Origin of the sequence: Elstera sp. (genome assembly GCF_044372965.1) — a bacterium.
In the GTDB taxonomy this organism is placed as follows: Bacteria; Pseudomonadota; Alphaproteobacteria; order Elsterales; family Elsteraceae; genus Elstera.
The window spans coordinates 1-19,395 of record NZ_JBILQX010000056.1; the positions used below are offsets into that span (position 1 = coordinate 1).

At 55.9% G+C, this 19,395-nt stretch carries 11 protein-coding genes and 2 pseudogenes; 6 read left to right on the forward strand and 7 right to left on the reverse strand.

What is annotated here, in order from left to right; genetic code table 11:
• The 5 genes from ACIQ36_RS09150 to ACIQ36_RS09170 form a co-directional block, all read left to right on the forward strand.
• A partial coding sequence (locus ACIQ36_RS09150) for a hypothetical protein (RefSeq protein ID WP_395828454.1) occupies positions 1–293 on the forward strand: 293 nt, incomplete at its 5' end.
• Between the two features lie 128 nt (positions 294–421).
• Entirely contained in the window at positions 422–679 is a 258-nt protein-coding gene (locus ACIQ36_RS09155; protein ID WP_395828456.1) for a hypothetical protein, read from the forward strand.
• A gap of 437 nt (positions 680–1,116) precedes the next feature.
• Positions 1,117–1,431: a helix-turn-helix domain-containing protein gene (locus tag ACIQ36_RS09160; protein ID WP_395828458.1), complete on the forward strand. Its 315-nt coding sequence runs from the start codon at positions 1,117–1,119 to the stop codon at positions 1,429–1,431.
• 847 nt (positions 1,432–2,278) lie between these two features.
• Positions 2,279–8,056 (forward strand): hypothetical protein, encoded by a 5,778-nt coding sequence (locus tag ACIQ36_RS09165; protein WP_395828460.1) that lies wholly within the window; start codon positions 2,279–2,281, stop codon positions 8,054–8,056.
• A gap of 806 nt (positions 8,057–8,862) precedes the next feature.
• The gene (locus tag ACIQ36_RS09170; RefSeq protein WP_395828473.1) at positions 8,863–9,261 is read left to right on the forward strand and encodes a transposase; all 399 of its coding nucleotides are present in this window, start codon (positions 8,863–8,865) and stop codon (positions 9,259–9,261) included.
• Here the strand turns inward: ACIQ36_RS09170 and ACIQ36_RS09175 are convergent.
• The 6 genes and pseudogenes from ACIQ36_RS09175 to ACIQ36_RS09200 form a co-directional block, all read right to left on the reverse strand.
• Positions 9,250–9,321: pseudogene (locus tag ACIQ36_RS09175) on the reverse strand (hypothetical protein); the annotation flags it as partial. The gene ACIQ36_RS09170 and the pseudogene ACIQ36_RS09175 sit on opposite strands and share 12 nt — an antisense overlap.
• 355 nt (positions 9,322–9,676) lie before the next feature.
• Positions 9,677–10,216: a cyclic nucleotide-binding domain-containing protein gene (locus ACIQ36_RS09180; protein WP_395828461.1), complete on the reverse strand. Its 540-nt coding sequence runs from the start codon at positions 10,214–10,216 to the stop codon at positions 9,677–9,679.
• Positions 10,217–10,241: 25 nt separating this feature from the next.
• Positions 10,242–13,076 (reverse strand): ATP-binding cassette domain-containing protein, encoded by a 2,835-nt coding sequence (locus tag ACIQ36_RS09185; RefSeq protein ID WP_395828463.1) that lies wholly within the window; start codon positions 13,074–13,076, stop codon positions 10,242–10,244.
• A gap of 1 nt (position 13,077) precedes the next feature.
• Entirely contained in the window at positions 13,078–15,204 is a 2,127-nt protein-coding gene (locus tag ACIQ36_RS09190) for a cysteine peptidase family C39 domain-containing protein (protein ID WP_395828465.1), read from the reverse strand.
• 71 nt (positions 15,205–15,275) lie between these two features.
• Positions 15,276–16,580 (reverse strand): NHLP bacteriocin system secretion protein, encoded by a 1,305-nt coding sequence (locus ACIQ36_RS09195; RefSeq protein ID WP_395828467.1) that lies wholly within the window; start codon positions 16,578–16,580, stop codon positions 15,276–15,278.
• 39 nt (positions 16,581–16,619) lie between these two features.
• The gene (locus ACIQ36_RS09200) at positions 16,620–18,713 is read right to left on the reverse strand and encodes a hypothetical protein (RefSeq protein ID WP_395828469.1); all 2,094 of its coding nucleotides are present in this window, start codon (positions 18,711–18,713) and stop codon (positions 16,620–16,622) included.
• Between the two features lie 176 nt (positions 18,714–18,889).
• Between ACIQ36_RS09200 and ACIQ36_RS09205 the strand changes: the two are divergent.
• Positions 18,890–19,015, forward strand: a pseudogene (locus ACIQ36_RS09205) (IS110 family transposase); the annotation flags it as partial.
• On the opposite strand, the gene ACIQ36_RS09210 reads toward ACIQ36_RS09205, so the two are convergent.
• Positions 19,010–19,395, reverse strand: a 386-nt coding sequence (locus tag ACIQ36_RS09210; protein WP_395828471.1) for an SbcC/MukB-like Walker B domain-containing protein, incomplete at its 5' end; no start/stop codon positions are given. The pseudogene ACIQ36_RS09205 and the gene ACIQ36_RS09210 sit on opposite strands and share 6 nt — an antisense overlap.

Sequence of the window (19,395 nt, forward strand, 5' to 3'; positions counted from 1 at the left end):
TGTGGATAAGACTAATCTTTAGTGAATTCACGAAGGTAAACGTGGTGACGCCCAGCGGTGATATTCTGAGAACATGGCCACCTTATAAAGAGGTGGCAGTTAAGTACTCTCCCGAGAAGGTCCTTCCTTTCGAGTGGGCAGATTATTCAAAAATGAACGATCAGCTGAACGCCGCTGTTAGCGGATTTGCGAAGCTGGGTTATCACGATCTTGCGGAGGCGTTCGCTCGAACTAGGGCGGCACTAGGCGATGCCTGGGAACAGGTAGCTGCCGCCAGCCGGGCAGGGCGGTAACCACAAAAGGAGGAAACTATGCCCAAAGCTCAACGGGTAATCACGGAAGCATGTAACGAATCGGAAAATCGGCAGACTCTCAGAAGTTTGTTTGTCCGGATGTTTGCACATAAATAAAAGGATTGGGCGTGGGGGTTGACCAAATTAAGAGTGGGGTTTTCATGAAACCAAAGAGAAGAAGTATTATTGGGGAAAGCGGCGCTGCCTTAATTGGAATTGGTTTGGCTATTTTTCTCCTTGGTTTGGTTTCCGGAGGAGAGCCGCCCTTTACAGAGCCAGTAAAATGGTGGCATCTCGTTCTTTCTGGCGTCTTTCTGTTTTTATTTAAAGCTGGATATGAAACCTATTTGGCGCGGGCGGATGAGCGTCGCCGCTCAAAGCCCTGACCACAAGAGGAGCACTAGAATGTTTCCCGTTCGCTTGGCTCACGTCAACCGCTCTAATCTATTGGTCTTTTAATATTATAGCCCCCCCTGAGAGTGGAGAGCAATTATGAATGGCGTCATTGCTGAGAAGCTGTTTGATATATGGTGGAACCTTTTCCCGTTTATTATGATTTCATTATGTCTTTTGGCTGTGGTGCTGATCTGGTTACTTCCAGTCATTGCTCTTTTTCATGACGGAATATCAATTATTGCTAGAATATTTATTTTGATCATCTTCTTTCTAATATTTCATGTCTCGCTTAAATTTACCATCGCATCGATGGTCCCGAATCGCGCTGAATGACCAACGGCGACAAAAGGAGCGGGCAGGGCGCTCGGTTGCGATATCGAACTGCTGGTACCATCTTGCCTATAGCAACGACGACGCAGAGGCTCGTATGGCTCTAGAAACGCTACCGACGATTACCCTGGGGGCGATGGAACTTCGGATTTTTGAAGCCTTGCGGGCCAAGGCTGGCGCAATCGCCTCTCGCGACGAGCTCATCGATGCGGCCGACTGTGGTTCGGAGAAGCCGGATACCGTCCTTCGCATCATGCTGTCACGCATCCGCACTCGGTTCCGGCGGCTTAACCTGCCCGATCCGATCCTCAACAGCTATGGGCAAGGCTATCGCCTGGAATCTTTTGCGCTGACGGTGCCCGTGGTGATTTCCGCTAAATCGGCGGCACGTCAGCGCCAGTTGGTCGAATAGTTTTCGTGACGTCACGAAAACTCGCATGCGTCAGTGCGTCGGTGCTTCTTCGAGACCACCAATATGAAAGACTTATCGTGACGTCACGAAAACCCCAAACATCTGCGAGAAATGGCCGTCCGCCGAAGGGCTATGTGCTTTCAGAGGCTGAGCGCCAAGCGCGGCGGCGCGAGAAGGTCGAGACCGAAAAGGCTCAACTTGCCCTTGCGCTTTTCAAGGCCAAAGACGCTGGCGACTGGGCCGCTGTCGAGGCGGTTGCTCGCAGTTTGCTTAGGCTTTGAGGCCGGGCAGGGGTATGATTTTAGGGCAGTAATGCTGTCGCATAATTCGCATTACGGTGCTTATCACCCCGGTAAAACCTCTCCGGAAGGAGGCTTGCGGGCGCGGTCATCGACGGACGGTTGGGCCGATGCCAGCGGCGACCTGATGGCATGCCTAAGGAGTGCGATATTTATTTTCTGACAAAGGCCGACGGCCTCGGAGCAGGGGACATAAACGATTTCATCGCCCTGTGTTGGTTATCAGGTTGTATATCTATAACTCTAAATTATGGATGATTAAATTCCGATAGAGCGGTATGGGGTTCCGTCCTATCGCTGACAGAATGCACGAATTTGCGATTAACGCGTAATACGGACGCATATTCTGTTATTTATACTTATAAGTCGGCTCGCTTTAATACGATTGCATGCGATTTGGTGCGATTTCACCTTTCTGATACGTCTCTCGTCTAAAATCCCTGCGGGGCTGTTCTTGACTCCTAACGCAGGCTTAGTCATACGCTTTCGCTAAGATTTTATTAAGTTCCTCGCAAAATGCCGGGGAATGATTAACGCGGAGCGCCAGAATGGTCCAAGTGCTTGCTTATGTCGGCGGGTCGTCGAAAAACCCCTATTTCGCCTCGGCATCGAGCAATCCGCTGGCGCAGGCGGCGGCACAAGGCACGCTTCAGGTTGGCCCGACAACCAATTATGGCCCGGCCGTCGTCATTTCCTATGGCGGCACAAGCGCGACCCTCGCCCCCGGCAGCTACAGCGCCTTGGGGGCCGGGGCCGGGGTTATTACCGCCGAGGTGGCCTATTTGCAGGCCAATTCCGACGTGGCCACCCAGATCGGGTCGCGCTTTCAGACCGGCTTGCAGCATTACTTGCTCTATGGCGCGTCCGAAGGGCGTTTCTATGCCGGAGTAGGATCGCAAACTTTCACCGCGGAACAACTCTATCTCGAAGAAAATGCCGATGTCGCGAATGCCGTGCGCGCCGGGGACTATCGCAGCGGCCTTGAGCATTATCTCACCTATGGGGCGCGCGAGGGGCGGTTTTACGCGGGCCAATCGGGGAGCAGCATCTCGGCAGAAGAGCTCTATTTGCAAGAAAACCCCGACGTGCGCGCCGGTCTCGGGAAGGGCTTTTATTCCAGCGGTCTCGATCATTTTTATAAGTATGGCCAGGCTGAAGGCCGGTTTTACGTCGGCCTCTCCCATGGCCCCGCCCGCGATGTCTATGTGCCGACGGTGCAGGCAACGCAAAATGGCACGACGGTTACCCTAACGCCCGATCAGCAGTATCTTCTGTCGAACCCAGCGGCGGCGCAGGCGGTTGCTTCGGGGCGCTACCCCGATGGGCTGCGCTATTTCCTCAACGAGGGCTATTCGGCGGGCAATTACCAGACGCTCCAGGGCTGGACGCTCTCCGGGCAAAATGGCTCGGCCGAACGCGCCTATCTAATCGCCAATCCGGATATCGCCAATGCGGTTGCGTCCGGGGCGATGGCCAGCGGTCAGGCGCATTTCTTCAGCTACGGTAAGAACGAGAGTTTTCGCACCGGCTTTGGCAAGCTCACCTATGCCGCCTATAACGCCAATACGGCCGAGGGCGGATATCTGCGCGCCAATCAGGACGCAGCGCTGGCCGTTGCCAATGGCGTCTACTCGACGGGTTTGGATTATTTCCTGAGCGTTGGCGCGACCCGGGGCCAGAGTTTTGGCGCGATTACAGCCGCAACTCTCGGCAATAATGCGGGCGAGCGCGCTTATCTCAGCCAGAACCGCGATGTCGCCAGTGCCGTTGCCAACGGTCAATATGGCTCCGGCTTGCAGCATTTCTTGGAAGTCGGCTACCGCGAGGGCCGGAACTTCGGCAATCTCGCCGGGGCGTCGCTGACCTCCGGCCCAACACCAGGGCTCGACCTCGCGTATTTGCGCGCCAACCCGGATGCGGCCAACGCCGTCGCCAACGGCCAATTCGGGGCAGCCTTCGATTATTTCGTGTATCTTGGGGCGGATCGCGGTCAGCAATATGGCCGCCTCACTGCCGCGACCCTGGGCGATAGCAATGAGCGCAACTATCTGCTGCGCAATAAGGACGTCGCCGCCGCCGTCGCCACGGGGGCCGAGGCCAATGGCCTGGAGCATTTCCTTCGGGTTGGCGCGCGCGAGGCCGGACGCGGCGACTATGGGCTCTTGCGCGCCAGCCTGTTCAGCGACCCGAGCCTGGGGGCGACGGAGCTGGCCTATTTGCAGCAAAACCGCGACGTGGCGCGCGCCGTGGCGGCGGGCACCTATAGCAGCGGCTTAGCGCATTTCTTAACCGTGGGCGCGTCGGAAGGGCGGCGCTTCGGCACGCTCACCGCCCAGCAGGTCAATGCCGCGACGCCCGACGGCCAGTATCTCGTGACCCACGCCGATGCCGCCGCCGCGATTGCCAAGGGCGAAGCCAGCTCCGGTCTTGATTACTTCCTAAAGTCCGGCATCGATAAGGGCCAGAGCTACGGTCGCCTGTCCGCCGCCACCCTTGGCGGGGCCAATGATCCTGAACGCCTCTACTTGACGCGCTTTCAAGATGTCGCCTTGTCGGTCGCGACCGGGGCGCAGGCGAGCGGCCTCGCCCATTACCTCTCCTATGGCTATAAGGACCGGCTCGGCATCAATTACGGCGGCCTCACTGCCGAAATGCTGAACCCGAACTTCCTCGAAGGCCAATATCTGCAAAGCAATATCGCCGCCGCCAATGCCGTGGCGCGGGGCCAAGCGGTGAATGGCGTCGATTATTTCCTCAAGGCGGGCGTCGATCAGGGCGACAGCTACGGTAAGCTGAATGCTGCGAAGCTCAATGCCCTCGGCGGGGCCGAGCGCGCCTACCTGAGCCAGAACCTCGATGTGGCGCGCAATGTCGCCGGGGCCAATGGCTATGAGTCCGGCCTCCTGCATTATCTCACCTCGGGCTATGTTGAACCCCGCCGCGTGGGCTATGGGGCGCTGAATGCCCAGACCTATAAGCCCGGCACCGCCGAGTTTAAGTATCTGCTGGCGAACCCCGACGCCGCCCAGGCCGTCGCCAATGGGGCGGCGGCAAATGGGTTTGAGTATTTCGTCACGATCGGGGCCGCCAAAGGCCAGAGCTACGCCACGCTCACATCCGCCGCCTTCCAGGCCAATGGCGCGGTGGACCGCGACTATCTGCTGGCCAATCGCGACGTGGCCAATGCGGTCGGGCTCGGCATCTATGCCTCCGGGCTCGATCATTTCCTGAAGATCGGCCGCACCGAGGGCCGCGCCTATGGGGCCTTGCGCGCCGAGGGATTGCAGGGCACCGTCAGCAATAACTCCGAACTCGCCTATCTGAGCCAGAATCGCGACGTCGCCAAAGCCGTTGCCGAGGGCGTCTATGCCTCCGGCCTCGCCCATTATTTTGCGGTTGGGCAGTCGGAAGGCCGTACCGGCTACGGCAATGTTTCAACCGAGGTGCTGAACGCCACCGGGCTTGAGGGCGAGTATCTGCGCGGCAATGCCGCCGCCCTCCAGGCGGTTGCAGCGGGCACGGCCAAGAGCGGGCTCGCGTATTTCCTGACGACCGGCGTCGATAAGGGCGAGACTTATGGCGCGCTCAGTGCCGCTAGCCTCGCGGCGGTGGGTCCGGCGGAGCGCGCGTTTCTGGCGCGCAATCTCGATGTGGCCGCCGCCGTGGCAGCGGGCACCGTTGCCTCGGGCTTTGAGCATTACGTGACGGGCGGCGGCTATCTGCAAGTCTGGCGCGGCCAATACGGCAATTTGCGCTCAGACTTCTACGGCAAGGATGATCTGCAAGGCGCTTATCTGCGCGCCAATAAGGACGCCGCCAAAGCCGTTGCCGACGGCAGCGCCGTCAATGGTCTCGATTATTTCCTGCGCGTCGGCGCGGATAAGGAGCAAACCTACGGCACGCTGACCGCCGCCAAACTCGGCCCGGTGGGCGGGGCGGAGCGCGACTATCTGATTAAATATCAGAATGCCGCAGCGCAAGTGGCCGCAGGCACCTTTGCCTCGGGGCTCGACCATTATTTGCGCTCGGGCTATGTCGACACACGCATTTCCAACTACGGTCGCCTCAGCACCCAAGGGGCGAGCCCGAGTTTCGTCTTCAGTTCGGTCGACGGTAAATATCTGCGCGCCAATCTCGACGCCGCCAAAGCGGTCGCCAACGGCAGCGCCGCGACCGGCCACGCCTATTTCTTCGCGACCGGCATCACCAAGGGTCAGAGCTACGGCACGCTGAACAATGCCACCGTGGGCAAAGAGGGGCCGGAGTTCGAGTATCTGAAAGCCCGCGCCGATGTGGCGCAATTGGTGGCGAGCGGCCAGGCTAAAAGCGGCCTTGTCTATTTCCTCAGCACCGGGGCCGACCAGGGCCATAGCTACGGCAAAATCGCCGCCGGGAAGCTGGGCGCAAAAACCGATCCCGAGCGGAAATATCTGACCAAATATCTCGATGTGGCCGCTGCCGTCGCCGCCGGATATTTTGGGTCGGGGTTGGTGCATTACATCACCATGGGTAAGGCCGAGGGGCGGATCTACGAAGGAGCGGCTAACTCGGGGCTTCAGACGATTACCCTCGACCCGACCTCGCGCGATAGCTGGTACCTTGTGAGCAATGAGGCGGCCTTCCTGGCGGTTGCCAAAGGCGAGGCGAAAAGCGGGCTCGACTATTTCTTGAGGATCGGGATCGATAAGGGCGACACCTATGGCTTGCTGAACCGCGAGCGTTTCGGCGACGCCAGCAGCCTTGAGCGGCAGTATCTCGCGCGCAACCTCGACGTCGCCGCCGCCGTGGCCGAGGGTGTCTATTTTAACGGCCTCGCCCATTATCTCGACGTGGGCCGCACGCAAGCCTGGCGGGGGCAATTTGGAAGGCTGGACGCTAGCAGCTTAAGCGGCTCAGATCTTGCTGATGCCGAACGGAGCTATCTGCAAGGCAATCTCGATGTTGCGGCGGTGATTGCCGATGGAACCTACGTCGGAAGCGGGTTAACTCATTATATCCAATATGGGTTCTTCTACCCGGATCGCGTGGCCTTCAAGGGCTTAAAAGATAATGCCCAGTTGAAGGGCCTGGATGGGTTTACAGAATCGGCCTATTTGCTGAAGAACCTTGATGTCGCCAAAGCCATTGTCGCCGGAACCTATACCAGCGGTCTCGCCCATTATCTCGAAGTGGGGCGCACCCAGGCCTGGCGCGGCGGCTATGGGGCGCTGGATACTGATATTCTGAGTTTTGATAGCAGTAATAGTGCAGAATTAAACTACCTTAAGCAAAATTTGGATGTTGCTTTAGCAGTATCACGGGGAGTCTATGAAAATGGCCTCGACCATTTCTCCTCCGTTGGGGTGTTTGAAGGGCGGAAATACGAATCATTTACGCTGAAAGATTTTCAGGAGAATTTTCTATCTCGCGGAACGGACCTCTTGCAGTTAAATGTGCATGAAAAAATGCAGTTTTCCGCTAGTTCGGCCTTAAAAAATATCTACCTGTCGTCAAGTCAACGTGGTTTGTTGCTCGATGATTCGTCTAATTCTTACCGTTCGGCAGATTTTATCGCCCTAAACAAAATTACTGTTACGGATAACAATAGACTGCTGTATACCGCAGTCTTTAAGGCGCAGTTGTTAAATTCCGACTCGTATGACGCAAGGCCCACTCTGGCCGCTATCAGCGGGCCGGAGCAGCCTCAGAACGCAAACCCTGCTAATGATAATGGGGTCCGTGAGGTTTCGGTATTGGGTGATCCGACTGGAGTGTTCGGAGCTGGGCATGCAGCACTCGGGGTGCAGACCGAGCGTGGTTACGAGTTTTTTGAAGCGACTACGCCGAACGGTATAACCACCGCAAACAGGAGTGCCGCCTATGGGAGCCAGGAGGAAATGATGGCCGCTGAGAATGGCCTAAGAACTTCTACAGGCAGAGGAGCATACACGTCTGTCTGCCGAATTGATGTGACCGCTGCACAAGCTAAGGCAATCAAAGATTATGCAGAAAATCAGGTTAAAAATGGGACATATGGCCTTTTCACAAACAATTGCATCGATCTGATTGTTGATGCTCTGCAGGCTGCTGGGGTAAAGGCCCGTAAGTCATTAAAACCAAATATTACCTATACGCCAGTGACCGTTCTGGATAATATTCGTAAAGCACTTAACTGCAAAACTGGAACAGAGAATTTATCCTCGCCAAATACCGTTGAACCAGGTGGTTCCAATGATAACAACCCAACGCCAGTAGACCCTGATGATTTTGATATGCCCGCCTTACCACAACCTCCTGTCGACGTCACACCATTAGATGGCAGTGTAGACGTTATCACCGGATATTAGGGGTATTTGATGAATGTACTGTGAGAGTTTATGTCTAAATCAAACAATGTTGTTATGGAGAGAAAAATGGTTATTTCAGTAATAAATTTACTGTCGCTCGGATTTATGAGAATTTTTGTATTATTATATTTTTTTGCAATTTTACTAAACAATTATGTTGATTTGTATGTGTTTTTATCTTTATCTGTTTTTATGTTTCCTGCTATTTATTTCTACACAAAAATCAGATTGAAAGATAATGTTATTATGATTTTTTTTATATATATATTTGCGACAATATCTACTTTCCTTTTTTTTAGTGGAGTGATTATGGATAACATGATTGGTGATAACTTTAAGTATATATACGTAATATTTCTTCCTGGGCTTCCCGTTATATTTTTTGAAGGGGCGTTTAGGTTAATATTTGATACAGGTAAAATTATTTATGTTATGCATTTTTGTGTAACATTTTGTTTTTTCTGTTCTTTGTTTGAGGGATTAAAGTTAATTAAAGATTTTTTCTTAAAATCATAAATAATACGAACCCGTGCAGTTTCTGACTCGCAAGGGATTTCCAAGGAAGCAGATATCTCATACCAACCTGCATTGATTATGGCCCATGCGCACATTTGCGGCGGTTAATGGTCACGATGTGTCATGGCTGGTCTAGGAGCTGGACACCCGCAAACACCCTCGCCCGTTCAGTTTTGCTGTGATTCACTGATGAGGTCCCTCGCTCGGAGCCTGCCGATGGCCCCCCATCGTTTTTCAGCCTGAACGATCACCTTAAAGCGTTGAGCGCGCATGGTGATCCGCTTGAAGTTTTGGAGCGGACGGTTGATTTCGAGTATTTCCGGGACTGGCTTGTCGAGGGGCTGGGTTATGGCGACGGCAGCAAAGGCGGGCGGCCAGCGTTTGATCCGGTGGCGATGTTCAAGATCTTGATCTTGCAAACGCAGCATACTCTCTCGGATGCGCGGACGGAGTTTATGATCCCGGATCGGCTGAGTTGGCTGCGGTTTCTGGGGTTTTCTCTGGGAGATCGCACGCCGGATGAAAATACCATCCGGCATTTTCGCAATCGGTTGACGGAAACGGGCACGCTGAAGCGGGTGATGAAGGCCTTCGATTGGCAGTTGCACAAGAAGGGCTATATTCCGACAGATCGAACTGCGATGTCGGGCCAGGTGGCGCGCAATAGCCGTAACCGGAAAGCACGCTAAAACCATCTCGGAAATAACACGGCGATCACCCAGGGAGAGGTGAGAATAACAAGCTCCCATGATCCATCGTTCAAAGCGTAACTCTCTGATAACAAACGAGAGTCGCACTTCATAATTGAATCCGCCCCTACGCTACTTGTTTGTCGCATAATCAAGATTATGTGGGGTTGTATTAAAATGCTTATATCTAGTCCGGCCAATTCTGCTGGCTAACGGCAACCAGAGCCGCCCGATCAGTCGGTGGATTGCCAGCGCTCCCATCGATTATACCTTCGACATAGGCCTTCGGCTGGGGCCTTTCAGGCTCGATATGCTGAAGAGCAATACCGCGCCCTTCAGCCCAATTCGTCAACGTGTCACTGATATACTCGGGGCTATTGTCAGCCCGAATAACGTGAGGCGTGCCGGTTACGGCTTAACCATGGGCCCCCAGCCGCGATAAAATCATTTCAAAACGCTGCCCGGCAAGATGCACCCTATCCAGAATCTGATCGTCTACCTCATCATCGTCGAGGCTCGCTAAGTCCTTTTTATCGCTCTTTTGCCCAAGCTGTTCCACGGTCGAACGCATACGGGTGGCCATAAACAGCGCGATGGCCCGATAAAACCGGGCGGAGAAGGCGATATCCTCCCCAAAACGATTAAGTAAAAGCTCATGCGAAATTTCTAAGCAGAGCAGCCCTTCCTGGCAGACAACGGTTGCCGTCGCCGGGCGTTGATCGACCAACGATATTTCTCCGACGATATCCCCGGCGCCCAAAGTGGCAACGCTTCGGCGCCCTTTATCGATACGAACATCGGCTAAGCCCCGCAAAATAATCGCGATACGCGTGACTGGCTTGCCTTCTTCGGTCAAAAAACCGCCCTGCCCTATTTCCCGACGTTGCCCTTTCTGTGCAAGCCATTCCACATCCTCATCTGTCAATTGGCCTAGAATATACAGAACCTTGCGCATGCACGTATCTCCAGAAAAGGGGGCGCTACAGGCCCTGCAATTTGGCAAAATGGGAAAAAGGTCCGCCCCGCGCGATAAGATCGGCATAGGAACCCGCCTCGACGATTCCCCCCTTATCGAGAAACAGAATAACATCGGCATTACGGATTGTACTGAGGCGGTGGGCTACGACAATACGCGTGCAGCCGAGACTATCAATGTTTCGGGAAACCTTCGCCTGAACAACATTGTCGAGCGCGCTGGTGGCCTCGTCGAGCAGGAGTATTTTCGGCTGCCCCATTAGCGCACGTGCCAGGAGCAGGCGCTGGATCTGCCCGCCCGAGAAAGCGGCCGCGCCCTCGGTAACAACCGTATGCATCCCCATTGGCAAGGCCCGGATATCATCCGCGATTCCCGCAATGTCAGCGGCCCGCCAAATATCCTCCAGATCGGCCGTGAACGAGCCTTGAATATTCTCGCGCAAGCTGCCAGCGAACAATCGCCCACCTTGCCGGACGTAGCCGATTTGACGTCGGAGTAAGGCGAGATCAAGCCCTGCAACATCGCGGCCATCATAGCGAACGCTACCCTCCGTCGGCTTTTCAAAGCCAACGAGAAGCGACAGAAGCGTGGATTTACCGCTCCCCGATGGACCAACCAGGGCAAGAAACGTTCCCGGCCCAACCGTGAAGGAAATTCCGTTCAGAATTTGGCGGCCATCTTCATGTTTGAACGCCAAGTTCACTACTTCCAACGCGCCGCTCAAATCGCCAGGATCCTTTGCCTGCGGTAGCGTTTCGGGCGTGTTTTTGAGCAGCGGCAGGGCTTGCTGCTGCTGGGCCTTTTGCGCAAGCAGTTGATTGCCGCCCCGTGCAACGATAATCCCCGCCATCAGAAAGCTTTGAAAGGTCGAAACAAACACCATGAATCCGCCCGTCGAGACTTTAGCGTCCGGCCCGACCGAAAACCCAAGAATGGCAAAAATCACGGCAATCGCCAGGATCTGATAGCTCGCTAAAAAGGCTTCAAACAAATTGGCGCCCGCCTTAGCCCTTAAGGTCCGGCTTCGCATTTCAGCCGAATTGCGTGCCCAACGGGCAAACGCCCTGCGCTCGGCAGCGAAGGCGCGCAAGACTGGCATGTTTTCGATAATTTGATGCGTAAAGGATGTGACATTGGCGGTCATCTGCTCGCCTTGCGTAAAGGCAGCGATCTGGCGTTGCCCGATCAGTACGCCCACCGCAACGACAAGAACGACCAATGCCATCGCCGCCGCCCCTGCAACGGGGCTATAGTACAAAAGAAGCCCGATCCCGGTCAGGCCACTGATCCCCGACATTAGGGCATTCAGGATGACCCCCATGACCGAGCGACGAATGCCATCGACCGCCGCAACCCGCGACGCCAGATCGGCGCTGGACATGGTGCGCATAAGGCTCGACGGCAGTCGCATGAGCCGGTCCATCATCCCACCGCCGATCATTTCGGCAATGCGGCCATCCATCCGCTGCCGCAACAGTGAGGCGGCGACCGCCAGCCCGGACGTACTGATTTGAGCCACCAGCAGGGCAACCCCGATCAATAGGGTTGGGCCGCGCAGGTTGGCAGGAATGTAGGTATCGATCAAAAAGCCCGTGGCCAGCGGCATCAAGAGCCCTAAAAGCGAGGCAAGGAAAACCGCAAACGCCAGTGTGCTAAGATCAAGTGAACAGAGCGACAGGCCCGACCGAATAATATCGCGCACCTGAAGCGGCTTATTGGGCAGCGCAGGCGTGAGAATCCAGGCTTCACGGGTCAAATCCGCCGCAAGTGCGGCTGTTATGCGCCGCGGGCGCTCTCCCCTAACATGCAGGCGGTAGCGCCCGATCCAATCCGGCTTCAGAACGACCAGCCGCCCATCAGACCGACGCTCGGCAATAAGCGGCCCAACATCGCGCCGCTGCCATGCCCCCGACAGGGGAATCGCACGCAGGCGGGCGTCATTGAGCGCGGCAAAAAGCGCGAAATCATCCGTAGCTGTCGCCAACGCGCGGGGGGATGGGGCGGTGCCAGTGACCGTTTGGTACACAAACGCACAATCGGTCTCCAATCGGGATTTCAGCCGATTGTCGATCATCATGCGCCGAAAACGCGCAAGCCCGGTTTGCAACCCAACCTCAACGGCGGCATCGCGCTGCTGGATCCGGTCCAGTGCTGCCCGCTCGGCGGCATCCATCAAGGTTTCGGCAACTGTAACCGACAGTTCCGCGTGGGTTAGTAACGCCGGAAGGCCCTGTCGTTCCAAGACGGCGCGGGTACTAACCACGAGCAGGCTTGTTCCCTCGGAAACCGAAAGCCAGCTCGAATGGGCAATGGCAACGGGAACGCGCGGGTGAACTTCCTGCGCATCCATCAGCAGCCCTGGCTGCCCCTTGACCACCATCCAAACAATACCCTGGGCTGCCGTGAAAGCAGCCGGGCTGCCTTCGGGAATCTCGTTTCCCACCGTGAGCGGGCGCATGTTGGGGCGGCGCTTGGCGATTGCCCCCAAGCCTGAGGCCAGCAACAAGCACCAAGCCTCGATGCCCGCAATTAGCCGATCCCCCGCCGCGCCCCTCAGCACGCGCAAGTCCGCCCGGAAGAGGACACATTCGCCCAAAGGCTGCACGGCGATTGCCCCCCGCTCGTCGCGGGTTGGGACCAAAAGCGTTCCCGGTTGGGCGATCCCGAGAAAAACGCGTCGGCCGGTGACGAGAGCATAGACTTCGCAGGTACCCGCTTCCAAAAACAACGCCCCATCTTCGGCACTTAACGTGCAGATTTGCCCTGCGGGCAAAAGAAGCCGGGTTCGTGAGGCGCTCGTTTCGGGCGAATTGACGTCGGAAACGCTGACATCTTGCATATCAGGTCTCCACCAGAGCGGCGTAGAGCCCACCTTTGGTTATCAATGCTTGATGCGAGCCCGACTCAACCACATGCCCCTTGTCCATAACGAAAATCATATCCGAATCCATAATGGACGATAAGCGGTGGGCAATCACCAAACACGTACAGCCGCGCCGCCGAATAGCGTTCATCACGGCCGCTTCGGTGGCCGGATCGAGCGCACTCGTGGCCTCGTCGAGAACAAGAATACGCGGATTGATGGTCAGTGCCCGAGCAAGCGCAAGACGCTGCCGCTCCCCTCCGCTCAAATTATTGCCATTTTCCACAAGAACCGAGGCATAGCCCCCCGGACGGGAGGAGATAAAATCATGAATCTGGGCATCCTGGGCCGCTGCAACATATTGCTCTTCAGGAACGCTATCGTCCCACAGGGTTAGGTTGTCGCGAATAGCCCCGCTGAACAGGCCGATGTGCTGATCGACATAAGCAAGCTGGCTGCGTAATTGCGTTTCCGGCCAATCCTCTAGGCGATGCCCAAAAACCTCGATCCGGCCTTCACTTGGCGGAACCAGCCCCGCAATTAATCGCCCCAAGGTCGATTTCCCGCTGCCCGATGCCCCAACAAGGCCGATGCGCCCGCCGATGGGAATGCTCAGGCTTAAGCGCTCCACGGCCGCCGCTCCGCGCGGATTATATGAAAAGCTGACATCGGTGAGCCGCAAAGGATCGACGGTCTTGAGCGCGGCAAAGCGCGCATCCGCCGTCTCAACCCCGCCGGGAAGCGGCTTGGCATGGCGTTCGGCATAATTCAGCGCATCGTTTAGCCGATCCGCAATGCCCCGGATCGATTGCAGACGCGCGCCAACGCCAACAAGGCCAATAACGGGGCCGGTGAACCGCCCAACCAAAGCTTGCGCGGCGACGAGCAAACCGATGGAGAGCGCGCCCTCCATAATACGCCACCCGCCAACAATGAGAACCGCAATGCCTGCAATGGCCAGCAACAGGGTTGCAGTTTCGGTAATAAGGCCGGAGCGTTCGGCAATCCGCTGTTCGGCCCCTAAAACCTGCGCCTGCGCCCCCTGCCAGCGACGCATAAATAGACCCTCGGTTCCGGCGGCCCGAAAATCGTCGCGCATCGATAGGCCTTGCAGCGTAATGCCATGAAGGCGCGATTCATCATTCAGCGACCGCCGGTTCTCATCCTCCAGCGCCCGCGCCGCGCGCGAGAGAATAGCGAGCGCCAGTAGCGCAATGGCAACCACAAGGGATGCCAAAACCCAATCCACCAAAAACAACGCCGCCCCAAAGCCCAGAATCGGCACAATCCCGGTCAGCGCAGGCACGAGTCCGGTCGAGATTAACGATGCCATTCGATCGGCTTGGGTGAGCCGATTGACAATATCCCCCGAATAACGCTGCCCAAAGAATGCGAGGGGCAATCCCAGGATTGTCCAAAGATAGCGAACAGCAATGGAGGCCCCCAACGCCGTTTCCGTCCGGGCCTGCGCTTGGCGTTGAAGCCAGGTCAGAACGCCTGCAAACAGGGCGGCAAGGCCCAACCCAACCAGCAACGGCGTTAGCCACGTTGTCCGCCCGCTCACCAAAATTTCATCCGTAAAAATGCGATAGCTGCCTGCGGTAAAAATACCCGGCACGAGAAGCCCGACCCCCGCGAGAACGGCAAACACAATGCCGGGCCGGACAGTGGCCAAATTGGCGGCGATGACGGCAAACAGGCTAGGCCGTTCCCCGCCCGGCTTAAAAGCATCGGTCGGCTGAAAGGCCAGGACGACGCCTGTAAAACCCGTATCGATTTCGTCGAGGCTTACCCAACGCGGGCCAGTTGCCGGATCATTGATCCAGCCTCCTGTCTCGGACAGGCTCTCAAGAACAACGAAATGATTGAAATTCCAAAAAAGAATCATCGGCATCGGCAGTTGCGCCAAATCGGCGGGGCTTTTGCTGAAGCCTTTGGCGACAAGACCAAAACTACGCGCGGCGCGTAATATGCTGCTCGATTGTGTGCCATCGCGGGAAACGCCGCAGAGTTCGCGCAATTCTTCTGGGCTCACCCAGCGACCATGATAGGCGAGAATCATGGCAAGGCAGGTAGCGCCACATTCCACCGATTCTTGCTGCATTATCGTGGGTACGCCGCCGCGTCTTCTGCCGCGCGGTCCTCGCCAACCCCCGGCGATAAACCTGGTTAGGTTCATTGCGCCAAATCTCCCAGCAAGCGCCGTAGCGCGGGCATGACCAGTGCGATCATCCGCTGCTCGCGGACAATAACCTGGGCATTGGCTAGGCTGCCGGCGCTGATAATTTGGTCGGGGCCTTGGGACGACGACCACCGAAAGCCCGACGGCGTTGCAGCATCAACCTCCAGCGACGCTTCAATCTCAAAAGGCGCGCCGCCCGATGACATTTGATCGACGAGCTGCCGATTTCGTAAACTTCGCATCATGCCTTCTGGCGTCGATGGCACCGAAGCGACGGACTTTATCCGACCATAGATGAAGCCAAATTCCTCCCGCTTTACCGTTGACGGGACGATATAGACCTGCATGCCGGGCTGGACTTTTTTTCCTTCCGCCGAAGGTACATAGAGTTTTGCTGTCAAAGGCGCCGCCCGCGCCCCTTCCTCTTCCGATGCACCGGGAAGAACACTTAAGATTGGTTTACCCGCATCAACGATTTCACCAAGATTGAGCTTTTGCTCGACAACCAGCCCATCGTAAGGGCTTTCCACAAAAGTCATGCGCTGCCGCCGCTGTTGCAGTGCCTCAACCGCCCGGCTGGCTTGCTCGATCTTCACCTCAAGGTCTAAAATCTCGCGCTCGCGCTCAATGCGCCGATTATTGTCCTCAAACTTTAGCGAATTGAGCGAATTCTGCGTACGAATCAGTTCCGCGCGCGCTTCGTTCAGTTTTACCTGGGTTTCAAACAGTTTTTGCTGCGACGCAAAGCCCTTGCGCGCAAGCTCCTCATACCCACTCAGGGCTTTTGCCAGCCACTCAACCTGCCGCTTGCTGGTTTCGATGCCTGTTTCCAGTTCGCGGCGCTTTTGGGCTAGCTGCGCCTCTAAGTCAGAGCGATTCTGACGATGAAAATCGATCACGCGGGTTTGCCGACTGCGCAGATTGTCAAGATCTGCCTGGGCGGTTTCCAATTGTTGGGTTAGATCGGGCTGCTCGATTTGAGCTACCCGCTGGCCCTGATGCACCCGCGCGCCGCGCACAACGAAAATCTCGGTAACGCGCCCCCCGGCAACCGATTCAATGTCCTTAACCCCTTCAGCCGTGATTAAAATGCCCCGCGCCTCAACTTTGAACGGCACAGGAATCAGAAAACTGAACAGCACGGCTGAGCCGAGAACCGCAAGCATAACAGCCAGCAAAAGCCATTGCGGTGCGCGGACAATATGGACGCCCAAATCCAAACTATCAGGGCGGCCAGACTTCTCCAATGCGGCCTGACGAAACGGGCTCGCCGGAACCGGCGCGGAACTATCGCTCATCGTATCGCCTTATCGAGAATATTGGATCGGGTCACTCCCCTAAAACCAACTGCTTACCTCAGACCCAAAATCTTCAAATGCGTCCCCGACTTGGGTCAAAACACCCTTGTCAGTCACAACTTCCGTGAGCCGCGCATGTTCTGCCTGTAGATGCGCTGTCATTATGTCAAAACTAGCTGTCATGTTTTTGAGTTGCTGGGCATTGTCAAACAATAATCTTTCAAAAAGCTGCGCAGCCTCAAGGCTGACCATCATCAGATCACGCTCCAGCCGGGTTGCATCTTTAGTCGTTTCGATCGTTTTCTTGATCTCTTCGGTCATTTCGCGTGCTTTGGCGACATCGGCCTCCAGCGACCATATGGGATGCAGGCGCGTTGCTTGCTCCTTAACAAGGGCAAGCTCTGCCTGGGCAGTTGTATTGCGCTCTTCGAATTTCTCAAGTCTATCGGTCAATTTTTCAGAAATATGTGCAACTTCTGAGAGTTTTCTTTCAAGGTGATTTTCTCGTTCGTCTAAATGCTCGAGGCGTTTTTGTAAATCGGCCCCTGAATATTCTTGCGATATTTTTTGACGGTCCTGCGTAAGTCTCTGCAAATCCTCGCTAATTTTCTGCTCGGTAAACTCCGCGTCGCGCACTCGGTTATCGACCCCCTTTTTTTCTTCCTGATACTCATGGGCAGCACCATGCGCAGCCTGCTCAGCCCTGTGCAAATTCAGTTGCGCCGCTAAAGCCGCCTTCGTGAAGTCAGTATTCTTAACAAACTCCATGCGGTTTTGAATTGCCTCAGCAACATCCTGGAAGAGGTCAGCCTTTTTCTCTTTAACAATCAGTTCATGCTGAAGCTTCTCGCGCTGCCGAACTTCATCGGCGCCTTCCATTCGGTCTTCAAATCTATCAATTTCTTGCCGAATCTGCGCTTCTTTTTCGCCCAAACGCTGTACTTCGCGCGGATCGGCCTGATTGGCCGGAAGCGCGGAAAGGGTTTGTTTTCTCTCAAGAATATCACTTAACTTATCTTCTAAGTCATCGGCGCGCTTTTCAACGTTGGCATTGTAGTCGTTCACCCTCTGTTTGATCTGATCGAGATCTTGTTGGGCATGATTGGCCTGGTGGGTTGCTGCGGTCGCATCCTCGGCTAGGCCCTTATGCCAAGCATTGGTCAACTGTGGGCCGGTTTGCGCCGCAATTGAGGCCAATTGAGCCTCGACGGCCTTAATTTCTTCCTCAGAGCCAACCGTATGCGTATCGTCGAAGAGCTGCAGATCGAGGCCGACGTTGAAGGAGAATCCGGCGATCCCGATTGCAACTTCGCCACCAATCTCAAGGCTCAGTTTCCCACTATCATAGCCAGCCCCGCCGGACATGCCTTGCGTAAAGGCTCCGGGCGAAATAATACCCGCTTCAACCTTACTGCTGGCGGTTTCATTGCCGACTTCAACGTCGGCTCCGGCGCGGTAAGCCGCCCCAACGCCGTTCATGGTTTTATATTTTACGCCCTCCGCCCCAATGGTGCCTTCCGCGCCAGCCTCAGCCGTGATTTCGGCCTTGGCATAGGAGCTTTGCTTCACCTTTGCGCCATCGCCGAATTGACCCGATTCGTACCGCTGCTCGACTCCCGTTTCGATCCCGGCCTGCACCCCCGCCGTGCCTTTCAAGGTGGCATTCTCAACCCCTACGGCGACGCCTGCTTTTGCGGTAGCCTGAGTTGCGATTTCAATTTCAACGCCTTTGCCAACATCCAAGGTTGTTGACATACCGGCACCAACCGTCGCCCCTGCCCCTGCCCCGGTCGCACTTGCCGTCGCTCCGGCCTGCGCGCTAATCGTATATTTATTAGTGACGATCACATCGCCCAGGTTGCCCTGTTCCGTATGCCCGGCGGACGCCCCGGCCGAGGCGGTTGCCGTGCCTTTGGAAACCCCGGCGCTCGCCCCCGCCGCCGTCTCGCCGGTATGCTCGAACTGAGGCGCCGCATCAATGGCGTCACCAATATCGGCCTCTTTAGACTCTTCTTTTGGCTTACTAATGCCAACCGCGCCGCCAGCGATACCGTCGAGAACCTCAATCGGCAACTCATCCGCTTCAGAGAGCAAATGAGGCTGAGGTAGGGCTTTGCGTGCGCTTTTGGCCATTTTTCTCTCTCGTGGGATGGGTTGGCAAGTTGAGGTAAGATTTTAACGAAAAAGTTAGCATAGGCTTAGGGGCCCTGAGAAGGGGCGTATTCCCCCCTTTGATCGCATGGGATTTGAGGTGATGGCGTGGACGACCCCTGTACCAGCTTAGCTATGCAATTATGGGTCGTTTAGCCATGTCTAGGAGTCGATCCACGCAACAGGGTATCGTAACCGTCGGTGTCGATCTGGCAAAGAATGTGTTCCAAGTCCACGCCATCGATGCCGATGGCAAGGTGTTGGTGCGGCGGCAGTTCCTACGCCACCTTCAGTCGAAGCTCACTCGCCCCGCCCCCTGTTTTCACGACCTCAACCTGAACCGGAATTCTGTCCTTCATGGCCTGTACGTGACTGATCACGCCAATCATCCGTCCTTGAGCCTGGAGCCGCTCAAGCGCGTCGATCGCGAGATCGAGGCTGTCAGCGTCTAATGAGCCAAAACCTTCATCTATGAAAAGGGTGCCGACAATCGCGCCGTGGGTGCCCATACTGGATAATGCCATTGCGAGTGCCAATGAAATCAGGAAGCGCTCGCCGCCCGAGAGCGATCGGGTAGCCCGCCGTTCGCCAGCCATGTCGACATCAATCACATGGAGCGCAAGGTCCGATGGGGCGACTTCAAGCCTATATCGGGGCTTGAGGT

Bases quoted from the DNA above. Each gene is read 5' to 3' on its own strand.
- ACIQ36_RS09160 (WP_395828458.1), top strand. From the start codon at position 1,117: ATGGCTCTAGAAACGCTACCGACGATTACCCTGGGGGCGATGGAACTT.
- ACIQ36_RS09165 (WP_395828460.1), top strand. From the start codon at position 2,279: ATGGTCCAAGTGCTTGCTTATGTCGGCGGGTCGTCGAAAAACCCCTAT.
- ACIQ36_RS09180 (WP_395828461.1), bottom strand. From the start codon at position 10,216: ATGCGCAAGGTTCTGTATATTCTAGGCCAATTGACAGATGAGGATGTG.
- ACIQ36_RS09185 (WP_395828463.1), bottom strand. From the start codon at position 13,076: ATGCAAGATGTCAGCGTTTCCGACGTCAATTCGCCCGAAACGAGCGCC.
- ACIQ36_RS09190 (WP_395828465.1), bottom strand. From the start codon at position 15,204: ATGCAGCAAGAATCGGTGGAATGTGGCGCTACCTGCCTTGCCATGATT.
- ACIQ36_RS09195 (WP_395828467.1), bottom strand. From the start codon at position 16,580: ATGAGCGATAGTTCCGCGCCGGTTCCGGCGAGCCCGTTTCGTCAGGCC.
- ACIQ36_RS09200 (WP_395828469.1), bottom strand. From the start codon at position 18,713: ATGGCCAAAAGCGCACGCAAAGCCCTACCTCAGCCTCATTTGCTCTCT.